The sequence below is a fragment of the Nocardia cyriacigeorgica genome, assembly GCF_010858045.1.
Taxonomy (GTDB): domain Bacteria; phylum Actinomycetota; class Actinomycetes; order Mycobacteriales; family Mycobacteriaceae; genus Nocardia; species Nocardia cyriacigeorgica_E.
Map to the genome: position 1 here is coordinate 77,921 of NZ_JAAGVC010000007.1, position 16,445 is coordinate 94,365.

Annotated in this window: 17 protein-coding genes; 9 read left to right on the forward strand and 8 right to left on the reverse strand. The window is 68.6% G+C overall.

The genetic code is table 11. The features are described from left to right. Positions 1–205 precede the first annotated feature (205 nt). From GV790_RS09355 to GV790_RS09370, 4 genes are all read left to right on the forward strand, one after another. Entirely contained in the window at positions 206–1,090 is an 885-nt protein-coding gene (locus GV790_RS09355; RefSeq protein WP_175585839.1) for a LysR family transcriptional regulator, read from the forward strand. After that, positions 1,087–2,025: a serine hydrolase gene (locus tag GV790_RS09360; protein WP_163812638.1), complete on the forward strand. Its 939-nt coding sequence runs from the start codon at positions 1,087–1,089 to the stop codon at positions 2,023–2,025. Before GV790_RS09355 ends, GV790_RS09360 begins: the two co-directional genes overlap by 4 nt. A gap of 148 nt (positions 2,026–2,173) precedes the next feature. Next, the gene (locus GV790_RS09365; RefSeq protein ID WP_163812640.1) at positions 2,174–3,400 is read left to right on the forward strand and encodes a cytochrome P450; all 1,227 of its coding nucleotides are present in this window, start codon (positions 2,174–2,176) and stop codon (positions 3,398–3,400) included. A 198-nt stretch (positions 3,401–3,598) separates the two neighbouring features. Further along, the gene (locus GV790_RS09370) at positions 3,599–4,582 is read left to right on the forward strand and encodes an NAD(P)H-dependent flavin oxidoreductase (protein ID WP_163812642.1); all 984 of its coding nucleotides are present in this window, start codon (positions 3,599–3,601) and stop codon (positions 4,580–4,582) included. A 4-nt stretch (positions 4,583–4,586) separates the two neighbouring features. On the opposite strand, the gene GV790_RS09375 is transcribed toward GV790_RS09370, so the two are convergent. Next, positions 4,587–5,057 (reverse strand): NUDIX hydrolase, encoded by a 471-nt coding sequence (locus GV790_RS09375; RefSeq protein WP_163812644.1) that lies wholly within the window; start codon positions 5,055–5,057, stop codon positions 4,587–4,589. Positions 5,058–5,126: 69 nt separating this feature from the next. On the opposite strand from GV790_RS09375, the gene GV790_RS09380 reads away from it, so the two are divergent. Further along, positions 5,127–5,573: a MarR family winged helix-turn-helix transcriptional regulator gene (locus GV790_RS09380; protein ID WP_163812646.1), complete on the forward strand. Its 447-nt coding sequence runs from the start codon at positions 5,127–5,129 to the stop codon at positions 5,571–5,573. An 88-nt stretch (positions 5,574–5,661) separates the two neighbouring features. Then, positions 5,662–6,111 (forward strand): hypothetical protein, encoded by a 450-nt coding sequence (locus GV790_RS09385; protein ID WP_163812648.1) that lies wholly within the window; start codon positions 5,662–5,664, stop codon positions 6,109–6,111. On the opposite strand, the gene GV790_RS09390 is transcribed toward GV790_RS09385, so the two are convergent. Both GV790_RS09390 and GV790_RS09395 read right to left on the reverse strand, forming a co-directional pair. Then, entirely contained in the window at positions 6,057–6,920 is an 864-nt protein-coding gene (locus GV790_RS09390) for an SRPBCC family protein (RefSeq protein ID WP_306042884.1), read from the reverse strand. The genes GV790_RS09385 and GV790_RS09390 overlap by 55 nt on opposite strands. Next, positions 6,830–8,335, reverse strand: coding sequence for an FAD-dependent oxidoreductase (locus GV790_RS09395; protein WP_280213782.1), 1,506 nt, complete (start codon positions 8,333–8,335; stop codon positions 6,830–6,832). The genes GV790_RS09390 and GV790_RS09395 overlap by 91 nt, the downstream gene beginning before the upstream one ends. A 227-nt stretch (positions 8,336–8,562) precedes the next feature. On the opposite strand from GV790_RS09395, the gene GV790_RS09400 reads away from it, so the two are divergent. After that, the gene (locus GV790_RS09400) at positions 8,563–9,615 is read left to right on the forward strand and encodes an alpha/beta hydrolase (protein WP_163812654.1); all 1,053 of its coding nucleotides are present in this window, start codon (positions 8,563–8,565) and stop codon (positions 9,613–9,615) included. Positions 9,616–9,837: 222 nt separating this feature from the next. Further along, complete coding sequence (locus GV790_RS09405; RefSeq protein ID WP_163812656.1) at positions 9,838–10,809, forward strand: pirin family protein; 972 nt, start codon at positions 9,838–9,840, stop codon at positions 10,807–10,809. A gap of 13 nt (positions 10,810–10,822) precedes the next feature. On the opposite strand, the gene GV790_RS09410 is transcribed toward GV790_RS09405, so the two are convergent. From GV790_RS09410 to dapA, 3 genes are all read right to left on the reverse strand, one after another. Further along, positions 10,823–11,803: an AurF N-oxygenase family protein gene (locus GV790_RS09410; RefSeq protein ID WP_163812658.1), complete on the reverse strand. Its 981-nt coding sequence runs from the start codon at positions 11,801–11,803 to the stop codon at positions 10,823–10,825. A 179-nt stretch (positions 11,804–11,982) separates the two neighbouring features. Beyond that, positions 11,983–12,690 carry a TetR/AcrR family transcriptional regulator gene (locus tag GV790_RS09415; protein ID WP_163812660.1) on the reverse strand — a complete coding sequence of 236 codons (708 nt, stop codon included), beginning with the start codon at positions 12,688–12,690 and terminating at the stop codon, positions 11,983–11,985. 40 nt (positions 12,691–12,730) lie between these two features. Further along, entirely contained in the window at positions 12,731–13,627 is an 897-nt protein-coding gene (gene dapA, locus GV790_RS09420; protein WP_163812663.1) for a 4-hydroxy-tetrahydrodipicolinate synthase, read from the reverse strand. Positions 13,628–13,697: 70 nt separating this feature from the next. Between dapA and GV790_RS09425 the strand changes: the two genes are divergently transcribed. Next, positions 13,698–14,585 (forward strand): LysR family transcriptional regulator, encoded by an 888-nt coding sequence (locus GV790_RS09425; protein WP_163812665.1) that lies wholly within the window; start codon positions 13,698–13,700, stop codon positions 14,583–14,585. A 105-nt stretch (positions 14,586–14,690) separates the two neighbouring features. Here the strand turns inward: GV790_RS09425 and GV790_RS09430 are convergent, their stop codons facing one another. Further along, positions 14,691–15,977, reverse strand: coding sequence for an RNA polymerase sigma factor (locus GV790_RS09430; protein ID WP_163812667.1), 1,287 nt, complete (start codon positions 15,975–15,977; stop codon positions 14,691–14,693). A 15-nt stretch (positions 15,978–15,992) separates the two neighbouring features. Beyond that, a complete protein-coding gene (locus tag GV790_RS09435) occupies positions 15,993–16,415 on the reverse strand; it encodes a YciI family protein (protein WP_163812670.1) in 423 nt (140 codons plus the stop codon). Positions 16,416–16,445 lie beyond the last annotated feature (30 nt).

A 16,445-nucleotide genomic window follows, 5' to 3' on the forward strand; every position in this document is an offset into this window, starting at 1 on the left:
GGTGGCGAGCAGACGTCGGCGGCGGTGGGAGGGAGCTGGGAAAGTCACCGCTGAACAACATCATCGCTGCGCTCCTCGCGGCCAATAGCGGGTATCGGCAGTGGCCAGTCGCACTCGATATCACCGCAGTTCACCGGCCCTGTCCGGGCGCAGATGCGCGGCGTCGCGACGCGACGCGGCGGGGACCTGACGGCCGGCTGGTTCAATGACCGCCATGGACCTGATCCGCCACCTCCGCTTCTTCGTCGCCGTCGCGGACGAGGGGCATTTCGGGAGGGCGGCGGCCGCGTTGGAGATGACCCAGCCGCCGCTTTCGCAGGGGCTGCGGCGGCTCGAACAATTCCTCGGCGTCGAACTCGTGCACCGCACCCCACAGGGCGCGGTGCTCACCTCCGCCGGACGTCAGCTGCTGCCACGCTCCCGGCTGCTGGTCGACGACGCCGAACGGCTGCTGGCCGAATCGCAGCGCATCGCCCACGCCCGCGGCGACGTCCACTGGGGCGTGGCGGCTGCCGTACCGGATCCGCTGGTGACCGCCTGCGTGACCGCGTTGCGCGGATCGGCCGGTTCCGGCGCGACCGTTGCCACCACCGTGGGGGCGACCGCCGATCTGCTCGGCGATCTGCGGGCGGGCCTGTGCGATGTGGCGGTGATCGAGCATCCGGCCCTGGTCGACGGCGTCGAGGCCGGGCCGGTGGTCAAGCTGCCGCGATGGCTGGTGGTGCCCTCGGATCATCGCAGCGCCGCCGCCGAACGTCCCACCTTCCGTATGCTCGCCGACCTGATGTTCGTGCACCCGCCGCGCGCGGGCAATCCACCCGCATTCGACACGACGCTCGACCTGCTGCGTGAACGCGGGCTCGACGTACATCTCGGCACCGCCCGCGATGATCGCGCCGTCCTGGCCGCGGTCGCTGCCGGCACCAGTTTCGGGCTCACGGCAATGGCGCCGACACCCACTCCTGGCGTGACCTGGCTGACCATGGCCCCGCAGGCCCTTGCGCTGCGGGTGCGCGTGGTCCACCGCCCCGACGCCCAGCCGCACGCCGATGCCCTCGACCGCGTGCTGTACCGGGAGCGCTTGCGATGAGCCGCATCCGCTACGACACGCGGCAGCTCGGTGCGGACGCGGACGGCGTCACCGACCGGATCCGCGCGGTCTTCGCCGACGCGGGCTGCACCGGATGGTTGCACGCCCGCCGCTGCGGAAGCGCGGCCGAGATCTCGGTCGACGGCCGTGACCGGGTGGTCACCGCCTCGGTCTACAAACTCGTGCTGTTCGTAGCGTTCTGCCGCCGGGTCGACGCCGGGCTGATCGATCCGCGCGCGCAGCTCACCGTCGATCCCGCCGACTGCACACCCGGCCCCACCGGCCTTGCCGCACTGCACGATCCGGTAACGATGAGCAGGCGCGATCTGGCCACCTCGATGATGACGGTCTCCGACAATGCCGCCGCCGACGTCCTGCTCGGCGAGATCGGACTCGGTGCGGTGGAAGACCTGCTGGACGAACTGGGGCTCACCGAGACCCGGATCGTCGGCGGCACCGCCGATGTGCACCGCAGCCTGGTCCGCGATACCGATACCCACAGCACCGCCGAGGCCTTCGCCGCGCTCGCCGACAACGACGAGGCCTGGTCGGTCTCGGCCTACGACCCCTCGTACGCCAGTGCCACCACCCCGGAGGAGATGACCCGGTTTCTGCACCTGGTCTGGGAGGGCGGCGTACTGTCGCCGGAGCAAACCGGGTTCGTGCGTTCGGTGATGGGCAAGCAGGTGTGGCCGCACCGCATCGCCGCGGCGTTTCCGCATCGCGGGGTCAGCGTTGCGGGCAAGACCGGCACCATCGGCGTCATCCGCAACGAGGTCGCCGTCGTGGAGTTTCCCGCCGAGTATCCGGTGGCGGTTGCGGTGTTCACCCGGGCGGCGCGGGCCGATCCGCAGCTGGCCGTGGTCGACGCCGCGATCGCCGAAGCCGCCCGCATCGCCGTCACCGCGCTGCGGCACCCGCTCACGCAGGACTGACGCGCACCGGCGGGCGTCACGGGAAGTCTGATAAACAGGTATTACTAAATCCTGTTCACCGACTCCGTTCTTATGGTCTAATCGGGGTGGAACGTGTTCTACACAACGCTGTGAGGTCTGCACCGGAGCAGGCCGCAAGGAGGTACTCGTGGCCGCACCGTCCATCCCCGCCGGGTTCGATTTCACCGACCCCGACCTGTACGCCCAGCGCTTGCCGATCGAGGAATTCGCCGAGCTGCGCCGGGTGGCACCGGTGTGGTGGTGCCCGCAGGAGAAGGGCCGTAGCGGGTTCGACGACGGCGGCTACTGGGTGGTCACCAAGCTCGACGACATCAAGGAGATCTCGAAGAACCCCGAGGTGTTCTCCTCGGAGGAGAACACCGCGATCATCCGCTTCAACGGCGATATCGCCCGCGAAGAGATCGAAATGCTGCGGATGCTCATGCTCAACATGGATCCGCCGAACCACACCAAGATGCGCCGGATCGTCTCCAAGGGCTTCACCCCGCGCGCGGTCAACAGCCTGCGCGAGGCCCTCACCGAGCGCGCCGAGCGCATCGTGCACGAGGCCAAGAAGGAGGGCCGCGGCGATTTCGTCCAGCAGATCGCCTGCGAGCTGCCGCTGCAGGCCATCGCCGAGTTGATCGGCGTACCGCAGGAAGATCGCGGCAAGATCTTCGACTGGACCAACCAGATGATCTCCTACGACGACCCGGACTTCGAGGGCGATCACAAGATGGCCACCGCCGAGGTCATGGGGTACGCCTGGAACCTGGCCGAGGAGAAGCGCAAGTGTCCGATGGACGACATCGTGACCACACTGGTCAACGCCGACCTCGACGGTGAAGCGCTCGGCTCCGACGAATTCGCCTGGTTCGTCATCCTGCTCGCGGTGGCGGGCAACGAGACCACCCGCAATGCCATCACCCACGGCATGAAGGCCTTCGTCGACAACCCCGACCAGTGGGAGCTCTACAAGGAGCAGCGTCCGCGCACCGCGCCCGACGAGATCGTCCGCTGGGCCACCCCGGTCACCGCGTTCCAGCGCACCGCGACGGTCGATACCGAACTCGGCGGTCAGCAGATCAAGAAGGGCCAGCGCATCGGCATGTTCTACAGCGCGGCCAACTTCGATCCGGCGTCGTTCGAGGATCCGTTCCAGTTCAACGTCCTGCGCAACCCCAACCCGCACGTCGGCTTCGGCGGCACCGGCACCCACTTCTGCGTGGGTGCCAACCTGGCCCGGCTCGAGATCGACCTGATGTTCAACGCCATCGCCGATGTCATGCCCAACCTGCGGGAGCTGTCCGAGCCGGTGCGGCTGCGCTCGGGGTGGCTCAACGGCATCAAGCGCTGGGAAGTCGCCTACGAGTGAGCACCGGGCACGCATAAGCACGACGCGCGATCGAGCACGACGCGGCACCGTTCGATGGGCGGTGCCGCGTTCGTGTGTGTGCCGAGCCGGTCGCGGCGTGCCGCCATCAGCCGGGCGGGAGGGCCGGGCCGCGTGCGCGTTACTGTCACGAGGGAGCCGGCCCGGCCCCGGACCGGAAACAGTGGAGGTGGAACCCGAATGTTGTCGACAGCGTGGTCACGCGAGATGGGCCTGCGGGTCCCGATCGTGAACGCGCCCATGGGCGGCGTGGCCGGCGGCAGGCTGGCCGCCGCGGTCACCGCGGCCGGTGGACTCGGCATGATCGGGATGGGCAGCGCGGGGTCGGCGGCACGGCTGACGGCCGAACTGGACGAGCTCGGGCCGGATCCGGGGCCGTTCGGCATCGGGATGATCGACTGGGTGCTGGCCCGCGAACCCGATCTGTTCGACACCGCCCTCGCCGCGCGTCCGGTGCTGATCTCGATCAGTTTCACCACCGACCTGTCCTGGGTCGAGCGGGTGCATGCCGCCGGGATTCGCGCGGCCACCCAGGTCTACGACCGTGAGCAGGCCTTGCGGGCCGAGGCCGCGGGCATCGACGTCATCGTGGCCAGGGGAGCCGAGGGCGGCGGCCACGGCGAGCCCACGCTGGCCACCCTGCCGCTGCTCGAGATCGTCTGCGAGGCCGTCCAGGTGCCGGTGCTGGCGGCCGGCGGCATCGCGACCGGGCATGCGCTGGCGGCGGTCCTCGGCGCGGGCGCGTCCGGAGCCTGGCTCGGCACCCGGCTGGCGGTGTGCCCGGAAGCGCTCACCACCGAACGCGCGCGAGCGGCACTGCTGCGCGCCGACGCGACCGACACCATCACCACCCGCGTCTTCGATATCGGCCAGGGCCTGCCGTGGCCGGACAGATATCCGGCGCGAGTGCTGCGCAACGACTTCACCGACCGATGGGACGGCGCCGAAGCCGCGTTGGCCGCCGACCGGCGCGCCCGTGCCGAACTGGCCGCCGCCGTCGACGCCGACGACCCACGAATCGAGCCGATCGACGCCGGCCAGGGCATCGGCCTGGTCACCAGCAGTCAGCCGGTCGCCGAGGTTTTCGACGACATCTGCACCGCGGCCGCGCGGTATCTCACCGCCCGGTCCACCATCGTCGAATCCGACGCCACCCCGGGCTGAGGCGTCAGAACCCCATCGCGGCCAGTCGTGGTAGCTCGCCGGTGCGGCAGCCCTCGATCACGAACGCCTCGTGCTCGACCAGCGGTTCGGGCAGCTTTTCGATCGGCCACCAGCGCAGATCGGCGGCCTTGTCCGGTTCCATCAGCCGGGGCTCACCGGACCAGGTGCGGCATTCGAGGAAGAAATCGACGCGGTGATCGATGTCTGCGGCGCCGTCGCCGTAGCGGCGGTGAAGGACGGTGAGCGGCAACAGTTCCGACGGGTCGACGCCGACGCCGAGTTCTTCGGCGGCTTCGCGCGCGCCCGCGGTGAACACCGATTCGCCCAGCTCGACGTGCCCGGCGGCCGCATGCGCCCAGAATCCGTCCATGAAGCCGGTGTTGTGCCGCAATTGCAGCAGCACTTCCTCCCCGTCGGCGGTGTTCCGCCGGAACAGCACGTACACGGCGGGCACCAGCCGGAATCGCTCGGTCATCCACGCAGGGTAGCGAAATGCCGGTACGCCGTGCCCCGGCCCCGACCCGGCGTGCGCGAAGATGGGTCGGTGACATCCGAGAACGACCGGCCCGACCCACCCGTGACCAGTGCCTCCATCCTGGTGCTGACACTCGCGCGCCGGGTGGAGACCGAGCTCAACGCCGCGCTCGCGCCATGGGATCTCACCGTCGGCAGACTCGGTCTGCTCGGCCATATTTCGGGTGTGCCCGGTGCGTCGTTCAGTGAGTTGGCGCGCATGTCGGGCATCAGCGTGCAGAGCGTGCACACCGCGGTGAAGGCGCTGGTCGGTGCGGGCTTGGTGCGCGATCGCACGGCCCGCGCCGGGTCGGCGTCGACGATCGAGCTCACCGCCAAGGGCAAACGGCTGCTTGCGCAGGCGCGGACGGCGGTGGCCACCGTGGACGAGCGGATGTTCGGCCCGGAAGCCGATCCGATTCAGCGCAAGGTCGGCGCGGCCATTCTGGCGGCCTTCGCCGAGGCCATGTCGTCGTAGCCATCCGGGGTGAGTTGCGCCACCCTAGCTTCAGACAGGTTGAAGGCTGCGGTTATGCTTCAATCAGTCTGAAGGATGGAGTCGGTCGGTGCAGCATGTGTTGTTGTCGGTGCATATTCTCGCGGGCATCGTGTTCGTCGGTGGTTCGGCCATCGCGACGAGCCTGTTCCCGCGCTACGCGCCCGTCGCCGCCGGGGCGGCGCAGAGTAGCGCGGCCTCCGCGGAGCGCAATCCGGCGGTAGCGAGCGCTTTACACCGCATCACCGGCGGCTACGCCGCCTGCGCGATCATCGTCCCGGCGGTCGGCATCGTGCTCGCGGCGGTGCAGGGACGCATGGGGGAGGGGTGGATCACCGCGGCCATGATCCTCACCGCGGTCGCCGGCGGCCTGCTCGGCGCGCAGATCTACCCGATGCAGCGCGAGGCATTGCGGGCACCGGATGACGGACGCCGTCTGCGGACGCTGTCGATGCTGGCCGGAATCTACAACCTGCTGTGGACCGTGGTGGTCGTGCTCATGATCGTGCGGCCCACCTGATCGTCGTCCTCGGGGAGAACCCGCGGCGCGGAGGCGGGGGCCGGGCCCGTTCGGTAACCACGGACGTCGCCCGCCGGGAATTGGGCAGCGAGAAGTTTTGCGCTGCGGTTCATCTCATCGGCGACGATCGGCATGATCGCGGAATAGTCGGTGTCGTGGCGCGGGGCACCGGTGTAGCGCGTTTCGAGGGTGACCACCGTCGGTGAGTTCCTGGCCTCGGCAAGGGAAATCGAATAGGTGAAATGGTTGCCGGTGAGGCCGATACCGCTGAGTTCCAGTCGTTCGGGCGGGAGGCATTCGGTGACGGTGAGATCGAGTTCGTGGATGATGCTGGTGATGGTTGCCTGCGCGCGAACCGTGACGCCGAGCGTGAATGTCGCTGGTACCTCGCCGATCCAGAAGTCGTGATTGGGCACCCATGTCTTCAGTTGGTCCGGGCGCGAGATCAACGCCCACACTTTTTCTCTTGTCGCGTTCACCGCACACGAAGCGCTACTGCGGGCCAGGGCCACGGCTATTGCCTCTCCATCGACTGGGAGTTGAAGGTTACAGCATCGTATGGGTATGGGGAGCCGGACTCGCCATATTTCATTCAGGTGGATTATGAACTGCGCGTGCCGAATTCGAAACTTCCGAATGCGATTGTGCGAATGCAAGAACATTTGTACCGTGCAGGTGCAATTGACGTTTCCGGCGGCACGCTCGTGGCGGGTCGTCCCTAATCGATCTGCTCGCGTTCGAGCGGGCGGGTAGCGGGACCCTGGACGACGGCACCGTCGACGGTGAATCGGGAACCGTGGCACGGGCATTCCCAGGTGCGCTCGGCATCGTTGAAGGCGACCAGGCAGCCGAGATGGGTGCAGGTCGCCGACACCGCATGCAGTTCGCCGTCCTCGTCGCGGTAGACCGCGCACGGCGAGCCCGCCACCCGGAGGACGGCGCCGGTGCTCGGCGCGATATCGGCGACCGAGCCGGTGCGCACGGTACGCAGCCGGTCGCCGACGAAATGCTTGGCGACCTCGGTCTGCGCGCGCACGAACGGGACGGCCTCGGTGATCGGGTGTATCCGGGTGGGTTCGTACAGGTCGGTCCAGGGCAATCGGTCACCGGTGATGCGTCCGGTCAGGACCCGGGCGGCCACCACGCCGTTGCTCATGCCCCAGGAGTTGAACCCGGTGGCCACGTAGGCGTGCGTGCTCAGCGGATGCAGCCTGCCGATGAAGGGCAGGTCGTCGGTGGTCGAATTGTCTTGCGCCGCCCAGTGATAGCGGATCTCGGCGGCGGGAAAGTGCCGGCTCGTCCAGTCGGTGAGGACGTCGAATCGGCGGCGGACTCCACCTTGTCCGGGGGTGAATTTCTCGCCGGTGACGATGAGCAGGCGCTGCCCGTCCGGCAGCGGGGCCGTGCGCACCGAGCGGGTGGTGCCCTGGGGCGTGATGTAGCACCCCTGTGGCGCCTGGTCTTCGGGGATGCTCGCGGCGACGACCAGTTCGCGATGCGGCGTCAAGCGGGGAAACAGCAGCGATCGGTCGAAGACCGGATAGTGGGTGGCGACGACGACGTCCGCGGCGGTCAGCCGGGCACCCGACTCGACCGTGAGGACCGGCGCGCGGCCTTCGTTCAGGTTCACCACCCGGCTGTTCTCGTAGATCATCCCGCCGCGTTCGGTGATCGCCCTGGCCAGCCCGAGCAGATAGCGGCGCGGATGGAACTGTGCCTGCTGCTCGACCCGGACGGCGCCCGCCACCGGGAACGGCAGGTCGGTCTCGGTGACGAACTGCGCGGGCAGGCCGGCTGCCACGGCGGCATCGACTTCGCGGCGGATCGCGGCCACGCCGTCGGCGGATTCGGCGTAGGTGTAGGCCGGGCACTGCTCGAGCTGGCAATCGATGCCGAGTTCGTCGACGATTTGCGCGATCCGGCCGAGCGCGTCCTGTTGCGAGGCGGCGTAGAGGCGAGCGGCGGGCTCGCCGAACGACTTCGTGAGGCGCTGGTAGATGAGCGTGTGCAGGGCGGTTACCTTCGCGGTGGTGTAGCCGGTGACGCCCGCGGCGATTCGGCCGGCCTCGACCACCGCGACCGAGCGACCGGTGCCGAGCAACTCCCAGGCGGTGCTCAAGCCGGCGATCCCCGCGCCGACCACGGCGACGTCGACCTCGGCATCGCGGTCCAGCGCGGGGTACGCGGTGGGTTCGCTGGTTTCCATCCAGAACGATTCGTTCACGACTCGCAGGCTCACACTCGGCGGCTTCCCCGTCCGGACGTGCTCAAACGCGCCTGCGGCGGTCATGGGGTGGTGCAGGGCTGCGAGGCAAATGTCACAGCAAGGTAACGGAACGGGTTCCGGAGCCGACAGAGGGACGACTCATGTGGCCGGTCGGTCCGGCGGTGTCGGGGGCCGCGGACCGATGGCCGCGTGGATACCCCTGTGACGTCGAGAAAGGTTCATCGATGCGGTTTCGCCGCCAAGGCCCCCGGCCCGAATCCTCCCGCTCCGGCCTCGGCCGGGCTCTGCTCGCACCGTTGGTCGCCCTGCTCATGGCGGCAGGCGCCGTCCTCGTCGGTGCGCCCAGCGCTTCGGCGGCGTTCAACCCCGCCGGATTCGACTTCTGGGTCGATTCGAGCATGGGTCCGATCAAGTCGCGGGTGTTCCGGGCCGCCGACGGCAACACCGATCGGGTGGTCTACGCCCTGGACGGCATGCGCGCGCGGGAAGATCTCAACGGCTGGGAGATCGAAACCGAGGTGGCCAGGGAGCTGACGAAGTGGAACATCAACGTCGTCATGCCGGTCGGCGGCCAGTCCAGCTTCTATATCGACTGGAATGCCCCGTCGAGCTTCCTCGGCGTGCCGCCCGGTGCGGCCGGATCCTCCAGTGGATCCGGCGGCCTGAACATCTTCTCCGGTGGCCCCGGCAAGGACTACACCTACCGCTGGGAGACCTTCCTTACTCGGGAACTGCGCTACGCCCTGCGTGACCGGCTCGGTTTCAACCCCGACCGCAACGGCGTGTTCGGGCTGTCGATGGGCGGCAGCGCCGCGCTCACCCTGGCCGCCTACCACCCCGATCAGTTCAGCTTCGCCGGTTCGTTCTCCGGCTACCTCAATATCTCCGCCCCCGGTATGCGCGAGGCGATCCGCGTCGCGATGATCGACGCCGGCGGCTACAACGTCGACTCCATGGCCGCACCGTGGGATCCGAAGTGGCTGCGCATGGACCCGTTCGTGTTCGCGCCGCGACTGATCGGCAACAACACCCGGCTCTGGGTTTCCGCCGCCAGCGGCCTGCCCACCGCCACCGACGCCCCGAGCGTCGGCACTCTCAACGGCATGGCGCTGGAGGCGCTCGCACTGGTGAACACGCGCGCCTTCCAGGTCCGCATGGCCACCCTCGGTGCGCGCAACGCCACCTTCGATTTCCCCGCCTATGGCATCCATGCCTGGAACAACTGGCAGGACCAGGTCTTCCGGATGCTGCCCGCGCTGTCGTCATCCATCGGCTGAGGTAGCGCGGCCGACCTCGCGCATCCACTGGCGAAGCGATCATGGATCGCTTCGCCGGTGCTGCGTTTCGGGGCTGTGACGTGCGGGAAGACCGCCCAGGTGGCACGCGGGGAAGAAACCGCGCACGAAGGTGGTTAAAAGTTTAACCAGTTCGATCCGATACCGAGCAGCGCCGCCCACGCCCTGGTGCACACCGGGGTTGTGGCAGAGAATGGAGACGCAATGCCTGCTGTCACGGCCGATACGCTGACCCTGCCCCGGATCGCGTCCGCCGGCCCCGAGGCCACCGAACGTCCGGTGCGCTCGGTGACCACCGGCCCGCGCGGTTACGAAGGCGAAGGCTTCCCGGTGGTCCGGGCCTTCGCCGGGGTGCCGACCGCCGAGCTCGACCCGTTCATCCATATGGATCAGATGGGGGAGGTCGAATACGAGCCGGGGGAGCCCAAGGGCACCGACTGGCATCCGCATCGCGGATTCGAAACCGTCACCTACATGATCGACGGACGCTTCCAGCACCAGGATTCCCACGGTGGCGGCGGGCTGATCGAAGACGGCGCCACCCAGTGGATGACGGCCGGCTCGGGTGTCCTGCACATCGAGACCCCGCCCGCGGAACTGGTCGATTCCGGTGGCCTGTTCCACGGCCTGCAACTGTGGGTGAATCTGCCCGCGAAAGACAAGTTCCTTCCGCCGAAGTATCAGAGCCTCGAGGGCGGACAGGTGCGGTTGCTGTCCTCCGCCGACGGCGGTGCCCTGGTCCGGGTGATCGCGGGTTCCATCGACGGTCATGACGGGCCCGGCTCGACCCATACCCCCATCACCTTCGCGCACGCGACCATCGCTCCCGGCGCCCAGCTGTCGACGCCCTGGCAGCCCGACTACAACGCCCTGGTCTACGTGCTGTCGGGGCGCGGCACCGTCGGCGCCGAGGGCCGGCCGGTCGAGCAGGGCCAGCTGGTGGTGCTCGGCACAGGCGACCGAATCACCATCGCGGCGGACACCGCGCAGGATTCGAACCGTCCCGCACTCGAGGTGCTGCTGCTCGGCGGCAGGCCGATCCGGGAACCGGTCGCGCACTACGGTCCGTTCGTGATGAACACCCGCGCCGAACTGATCCAGGCCATCGAGGATTTTCAGTCCGGCAAGCTGGGCGTGGTTCCCGAGAACGCGCTGATGCCGCACCGCCCGCACTGACGCGGGCCGCGCCTCACGCGGCGCGGGCGGGCTCGCTGCGATAGCGCGAGGCGGGCCCGTCGATCCGGCACAGCTTCCACAGCGGCCGGGCCACCGGATTCATCAGGCCGAGCTCGTCGGCGAGCATGCGGACGTCGGCGAAATAGCCGCGCAGCACCTTGCGTGACTCCGGGCTGCCCCAGAAGACCTCGTGCACCACGCGTCTCGGTACACCGCATTCCTTGCGGAACTCGCGGGTCGGTACGGCGATCAGGTCGCAGGCGATCCGCATGGTCGGCGCGAACAGCAGCGAAAGCACGAACCGGCGCACCGGGCCGAGCTTCGGTACCGCATGGCGCAGATATTCATGGGCGAAGCTGATGTGGCGGGCCTCCTCGGCCACGTGGATCGACATCACCCGCTCGAGCAGCGGGTGCGGGTTCGTGTTCGCCCGGAGGATGGTCTTCTGGGCGTGGTCGATCGGCTCCTCGCCGGCCAGCACCATGGTGAAGAACCATTCCGGGAAGATCGAGGCCACCAGCGGAATCGCCGGACCGATCATCCGCACCCAGGCACGCATCCCGCCGACTTCCACGCCGATGCGGTTCACCAACTCCTGGAACATCATCGTGTGGTTGCACTCTTCGATGGCTTCGTGGGTGCAATAACGGAATTCGGGGGAGCCGTTGGGCAGGGCGAAGACGTGTTGCATGAGCCCGCGGATCAGTAGGTTCTCGAACTGGAGGCCGACCTTGGCGACATTGGCCTGACGCCACATGCCGATAGAGATCTGGCGCTCGCGGGGCAGGGCCCGGTACCAAGGATGCGCGCCGAACGGGTCGGAGGCGGGCAGAATCCACCGATCGTCGTCGGAGCGGATCGTGAATTCGGGGTCGTCCCAATCGATATCGATATACGGGTCGAAACGGCGGGTCACCGAGCCGTGCGACAGCGTTGCCAGGACGTCGGCGTAGTGATCGATATCGGGATCGGTGCCAAGGGGCGTCGACTTCATCCTGCACTCCTCGTCGGATGACTGTGACAGCGTGTCACGCTCATACTGTCGACGGTACAGCGCCTGCCGGCGACGGGCAAGAGGTGAGCGTGACGGAGTGTCACACACAGTGTCGCGGCGCGCGGCAGCGGCTCGGACCGGCTGACCGGCCACGATCTCAGGTGCGGCGGCGGTGCGAATCAGGCGTCGGCGGTGGCCCGCACCAGCAGCTCGCGCAGCGGCAGATCCGGATCCACCGCCACACCACGCAGGCGCGCGTGCCCGTCGATGAGGAACCACAGCGATTGCGTGAGCAGCCGCGCCATTTCCTCGGCGTTCAAGCCGGGCGAGTCGGTCTGCAGCCACCGCGTCACCGCGCCGTCGACCATCGAGACCACCGAGTAGGCGGCCACATCGAGCCCGGGCTCCTCGATGCCCAAAATGGCCGTCGCCATCAGGAACAGGTCGGTGATGCGCTGGGAGACAGCGAGTTTGGTGCCGCCGACGACGGCCAGCCCGGCCGGATCGTGGCTGCCCGGCCCGTGCTCGACCCACAGATGCAGCCGCGGCCGCGCCGACACCAGCTGCACGTAGGTGCCGATGATCCGCTCGAGGGTGTCGTGCAGGGTGTCGTCCAGGTCCAGCGTCGGCATGACCCGGTCGATGTTGGACTCGACGACGTATTCACGGGTCTTGGCGTCGAGGTCCTTGCGATCGGTGAAATGCCGATAGATCACCGACCGGCGGATTCCGGCGCGTTCGGCGATGAGCTGCAACGGGATATCGGCGCCGGGATCGGACTCCTCGATCAGGGCGATCAATGCCTCCATGACGGCGCGCCTGCGTTCGGAATTGTGGTCACCCCACCGTCCACCACCGACGTCCGTCTGCTGCGACACCATGGTCACAGCATCCCACCTCGGCGTGCGCGGCGGGAAATACGCCGGATCAGCCGCGCAGCCCGCACCGGGTGTCGACCGCGTCGAGTGCGCGGAGCGCGGCCGCCGTCGCCGCCGCGGAAGCGGGCAGCAGTGGCAGCCGGACGGTCGAGCTGGGAATGTGTCCTTGCGCGGCAAGGACGGATTTGATGACGACCGGATTCGGTTCCGCGAAAACAGCTTCGGCCACCTCGGACAGTCGATGTCCGAGGATTCTGGCCGCATCGATCGGGCCGTCGCGCCAGCCACGGACCAGTTCGGCGTAGGCCGACGTCGCGAGGTTGGCGCAGGCGAGGATCGCGCCGTGGGCGCCGAGCGCCAGCAGGGGCGCGGCGTACAGGTCGTCACCGGCCAGCACGGACACCTCGGCCGGAAGCTTGCCCATCATCGCGATGGTGGTGTCATCGATCGCGCCGACGGCGTGCTTGAACCCGGCGATGCCCGGGATATCGGCCAGTTCGAGCACGGTGTCGAGGCCGAGGGTGCGGCTGGTGCGATACGGAATATTGTAGACGATCAGTGGCACCGGTCCCGCCGCCAGCCTTCGGAAATGCGCCAGCACCCCGGCTTCCGACGGCCGGGTGTAATAGGGGACGACGGTCAGCGCGGCGGTGATCCGCTCGTCCAGGGCATGCAGCGCCGCGAGAGAACCGGTGGTCGAGTTCGTGCCGGCGCCGGCGATCAGCGGCGCGCCGCGTTCGCTGCACACCCGCAGGCAGACATCGAGCACTCGGTGATGTTCCTCGGCGCTCAGGGTGGCGGGTTCGGCGGTGGTGCCGAGTGCGACGATGCCGGTGGCGCCGTCGTCGAGCACCCGATGGGCGTGCCGCTCGAGGGCGTCGAGCGCGAGCTCGCCGTCGGTGGTGAAGGGCGTGATGAGCGGGACGAACAGTCCGGTCAGGGTCATGGGCCCAGCGTGCGCGCGTCCTACCTTCAGGTCCAGTTCACATTTCTATTGCCGAGCGTAAGCTGAGCTGATGCTCGATGTTCGGAAGCTTCGGCTGCTGCGGGAACTGGCCCACCGGCAGACGATCGCCGCCGTCGCCGAGGCGCTGAACTACACGCCCTCGGCGGTCTCGCAGCAGTTGAGCGCCCTCGAGCGCGAGGCGGGCGTGCCGCTGCTGGAACGGACCGGCCGCCGGGTCACCCTGACTCCGGCCGCGCTGACCCTGGTCGACCACACCGAAACCATCCTCGCCACCCTCGAGCGGGCGGCGGCCGACCTGACCAGTGCGAGCGCAGAACTCACCGGCACCCTGCGCATCGGCGCCTTCCCCACCGCTGTTCCGACGATCCTCGCGCCCGCCTTGATCGCCCTCACCGGCGCACATCCGGGGCTGGAGCTGATTGTCACAGAGCTCGATCCGGCCACCGCCCCGGCCGCGCTGCGCAGCGAATCGGTGGACCTCGCCCTGGTGCAGGAATACGACCACGTGCCCGTCGCGCCGGACGCCGCGTTGGAGACCGACCCGCTGCTCGCGGAAACGATCTACCTGGCCGCACGCGGCGACGATCCGCTCGACGCCCACCGCGGATCCGCCTGGATCGCGGGCACGCCGGGCACCCTGTGCCACACGATGACGATCCGGGTGTGCGAAGCCGCTGGCTTCACGCCGCGAATCCGCCACCACATCGACGATTTCAGCGCCGTGCTCGCCCTCGTGGCCGCCGGTCGCGGGGTCAGCCTGGTCCCCGAACTCGGTGCCAGCACCCCACCCGAGGGCGTGGTACTGACTCCGCTGCCGACTCGGCGCCATACTCGATTGGCCTACCGTCGTGGTACCCGCGCCCATCCCATGGTGAGCGCGGCCCGCGCCGCCCTGCACGACTGTGCGGCAGGGGAATTCCCGCAGGCGCTGCCCTAGCCGGGGGCGTTGCGACGACCCTATGCTCGTCGGTGGCCGTGCTCCGATGGGTCACCGGCGGCGGGCGTCACCCGGTGAGCGCAGTACCTGGCGTGCCCGGACTCATCAGCCGAGATCGGCGAGCTTGTGGTGCAGGACCGCCCGTTCCTGGTCGTTGCCACACAGCTGCATCGCCGTTTCCAGTTCGGCGCGGGCTTCCTCCCGGCGGCCGAGGCGGATGAACAGCTCGCCCCGCACACTGGGCAGCAGATGCGAATTCGTGAACGCCCCGCCCGCCGCCAGCTCGTCGACGATCGGTAACGCGGCGGCCGGACCGTCCGCCATCGACACCGCCACCGCCCGGTTCAACTCCACCACCGGTGACGGTGCCAGCCGGCCGAGCGCTTCGTACAGCAGCACGATGCGCTCCCAGTTCGTTTCCTCCACCGAGGGTGCGACGGCATGACATTCGGCGATCGCGGCCTGTAAACCGTAGGCGCCCAGGCCGCGTCCGAGTTGTTCGGTGCGGGCCAGCGCGGCCCGTCCCCGCCGGATCGCCGAACGATCCCAGCGGCGCCGGTCTTGCTGCTCCAGCAGCACCGGCCGGCCGTCGGCGTCGGTGCGGGCGGGAAAGCGCGCCGCGGTCAGTTCGAGCAGCGCCAGCAGGCTGTGCGTCTCGGGTTCTTCGGGCATGAGTCGAGCCAGCACCCGCGCCAGCCGCAGCGCTTCACCGGCCAGGTCCAGCCGCATCCACGCGGTGCCGGAACTGGCCGAAGAGCCCTCGGTGAAGATCACATAGATCACGCTCAGCACCGAACCGAGCCGGGCGCCGCGCTCGGCCGACGCCGGCACTTCGAAAGGCACCCGCGCCGCGGCGAGTGTCTTTTTGGCGCGGGTGATGCGCGCCTGCACGGTCGCGGTCGGCACCAGGAAGGCGCGGGCGATCTCGTCGCTGGTCAGACCGCCCACCACGCGCAACGTGAGTGCGATTCGCGCCTCGCGCGACAAGACCGGATGGCAGGAGACGAACATCAGCGCCAGCAGATCGTCGTCGATCTGGTCCGGGTCCCACAACACGTCATCGGCCGCACGCATCGGGTCGGTGGGCGGGCTGCCCGCGACGACGCCGCCCTCGCCCAAACCATGGGCGAGGACGGCGTACTTGTCGTCGCGCAGCGCGCGGCGGCGGAAGGCGTCGATCGCGCGCCGCTTACCGACGGTGAGCAACCAGCCGGCGGGCTGCTGCGGCACGCCCTCCCGCGGCCAGGTCACCAGCGCCTCGGCGAACGCCTCCTGGGCGAGATCTTCGGCCAGCGCGAAATCGCCGGTGTAGCGCGCCAGCGCACCGACGATCCGCGCGGACTCGATCCGCCAGACGGCGGCTACGGCCTCACGGCCGGTGTGCTCGACCATCCTCGGCGTGCTAGCTCAGAGCTGACCGGTGGCCTCGCGCCACGCCCGTTCCTTCTCGATCCACACGTTGTCCTGCGGGAATTCATCGATAGTGGTGACCCGGCGGATCTCGCACTTGGAGCCCGGGCCCGCCATCGGCGCCCGCTTGGCCCACTCGATCGCCTCTTCCCGCGAGGCCACATTGAGAATCCAGAAGCCGCCGAACAACTCCTTGGTCTCACCGTACGGACCGTCGGTGACCACCGGGGTCTCCGACGAATAATCCACCACGACGCCTGATTCCGGGTCGGGATCGAGACCCTCGGCGGCGACCAGCACGCCGGCCCGGATCATCTCGTCGTTGAACTTGCCCATCGACTCCATGATTTCGGTGAAGTCGGCGTTCTGGAAGGCCTCGAAGGTCTCGTCGGTGGCCCGCATGATCAGCATGTATTTCATGGTCTGTCTCCTCGGTGTGGTCCGGGTCGT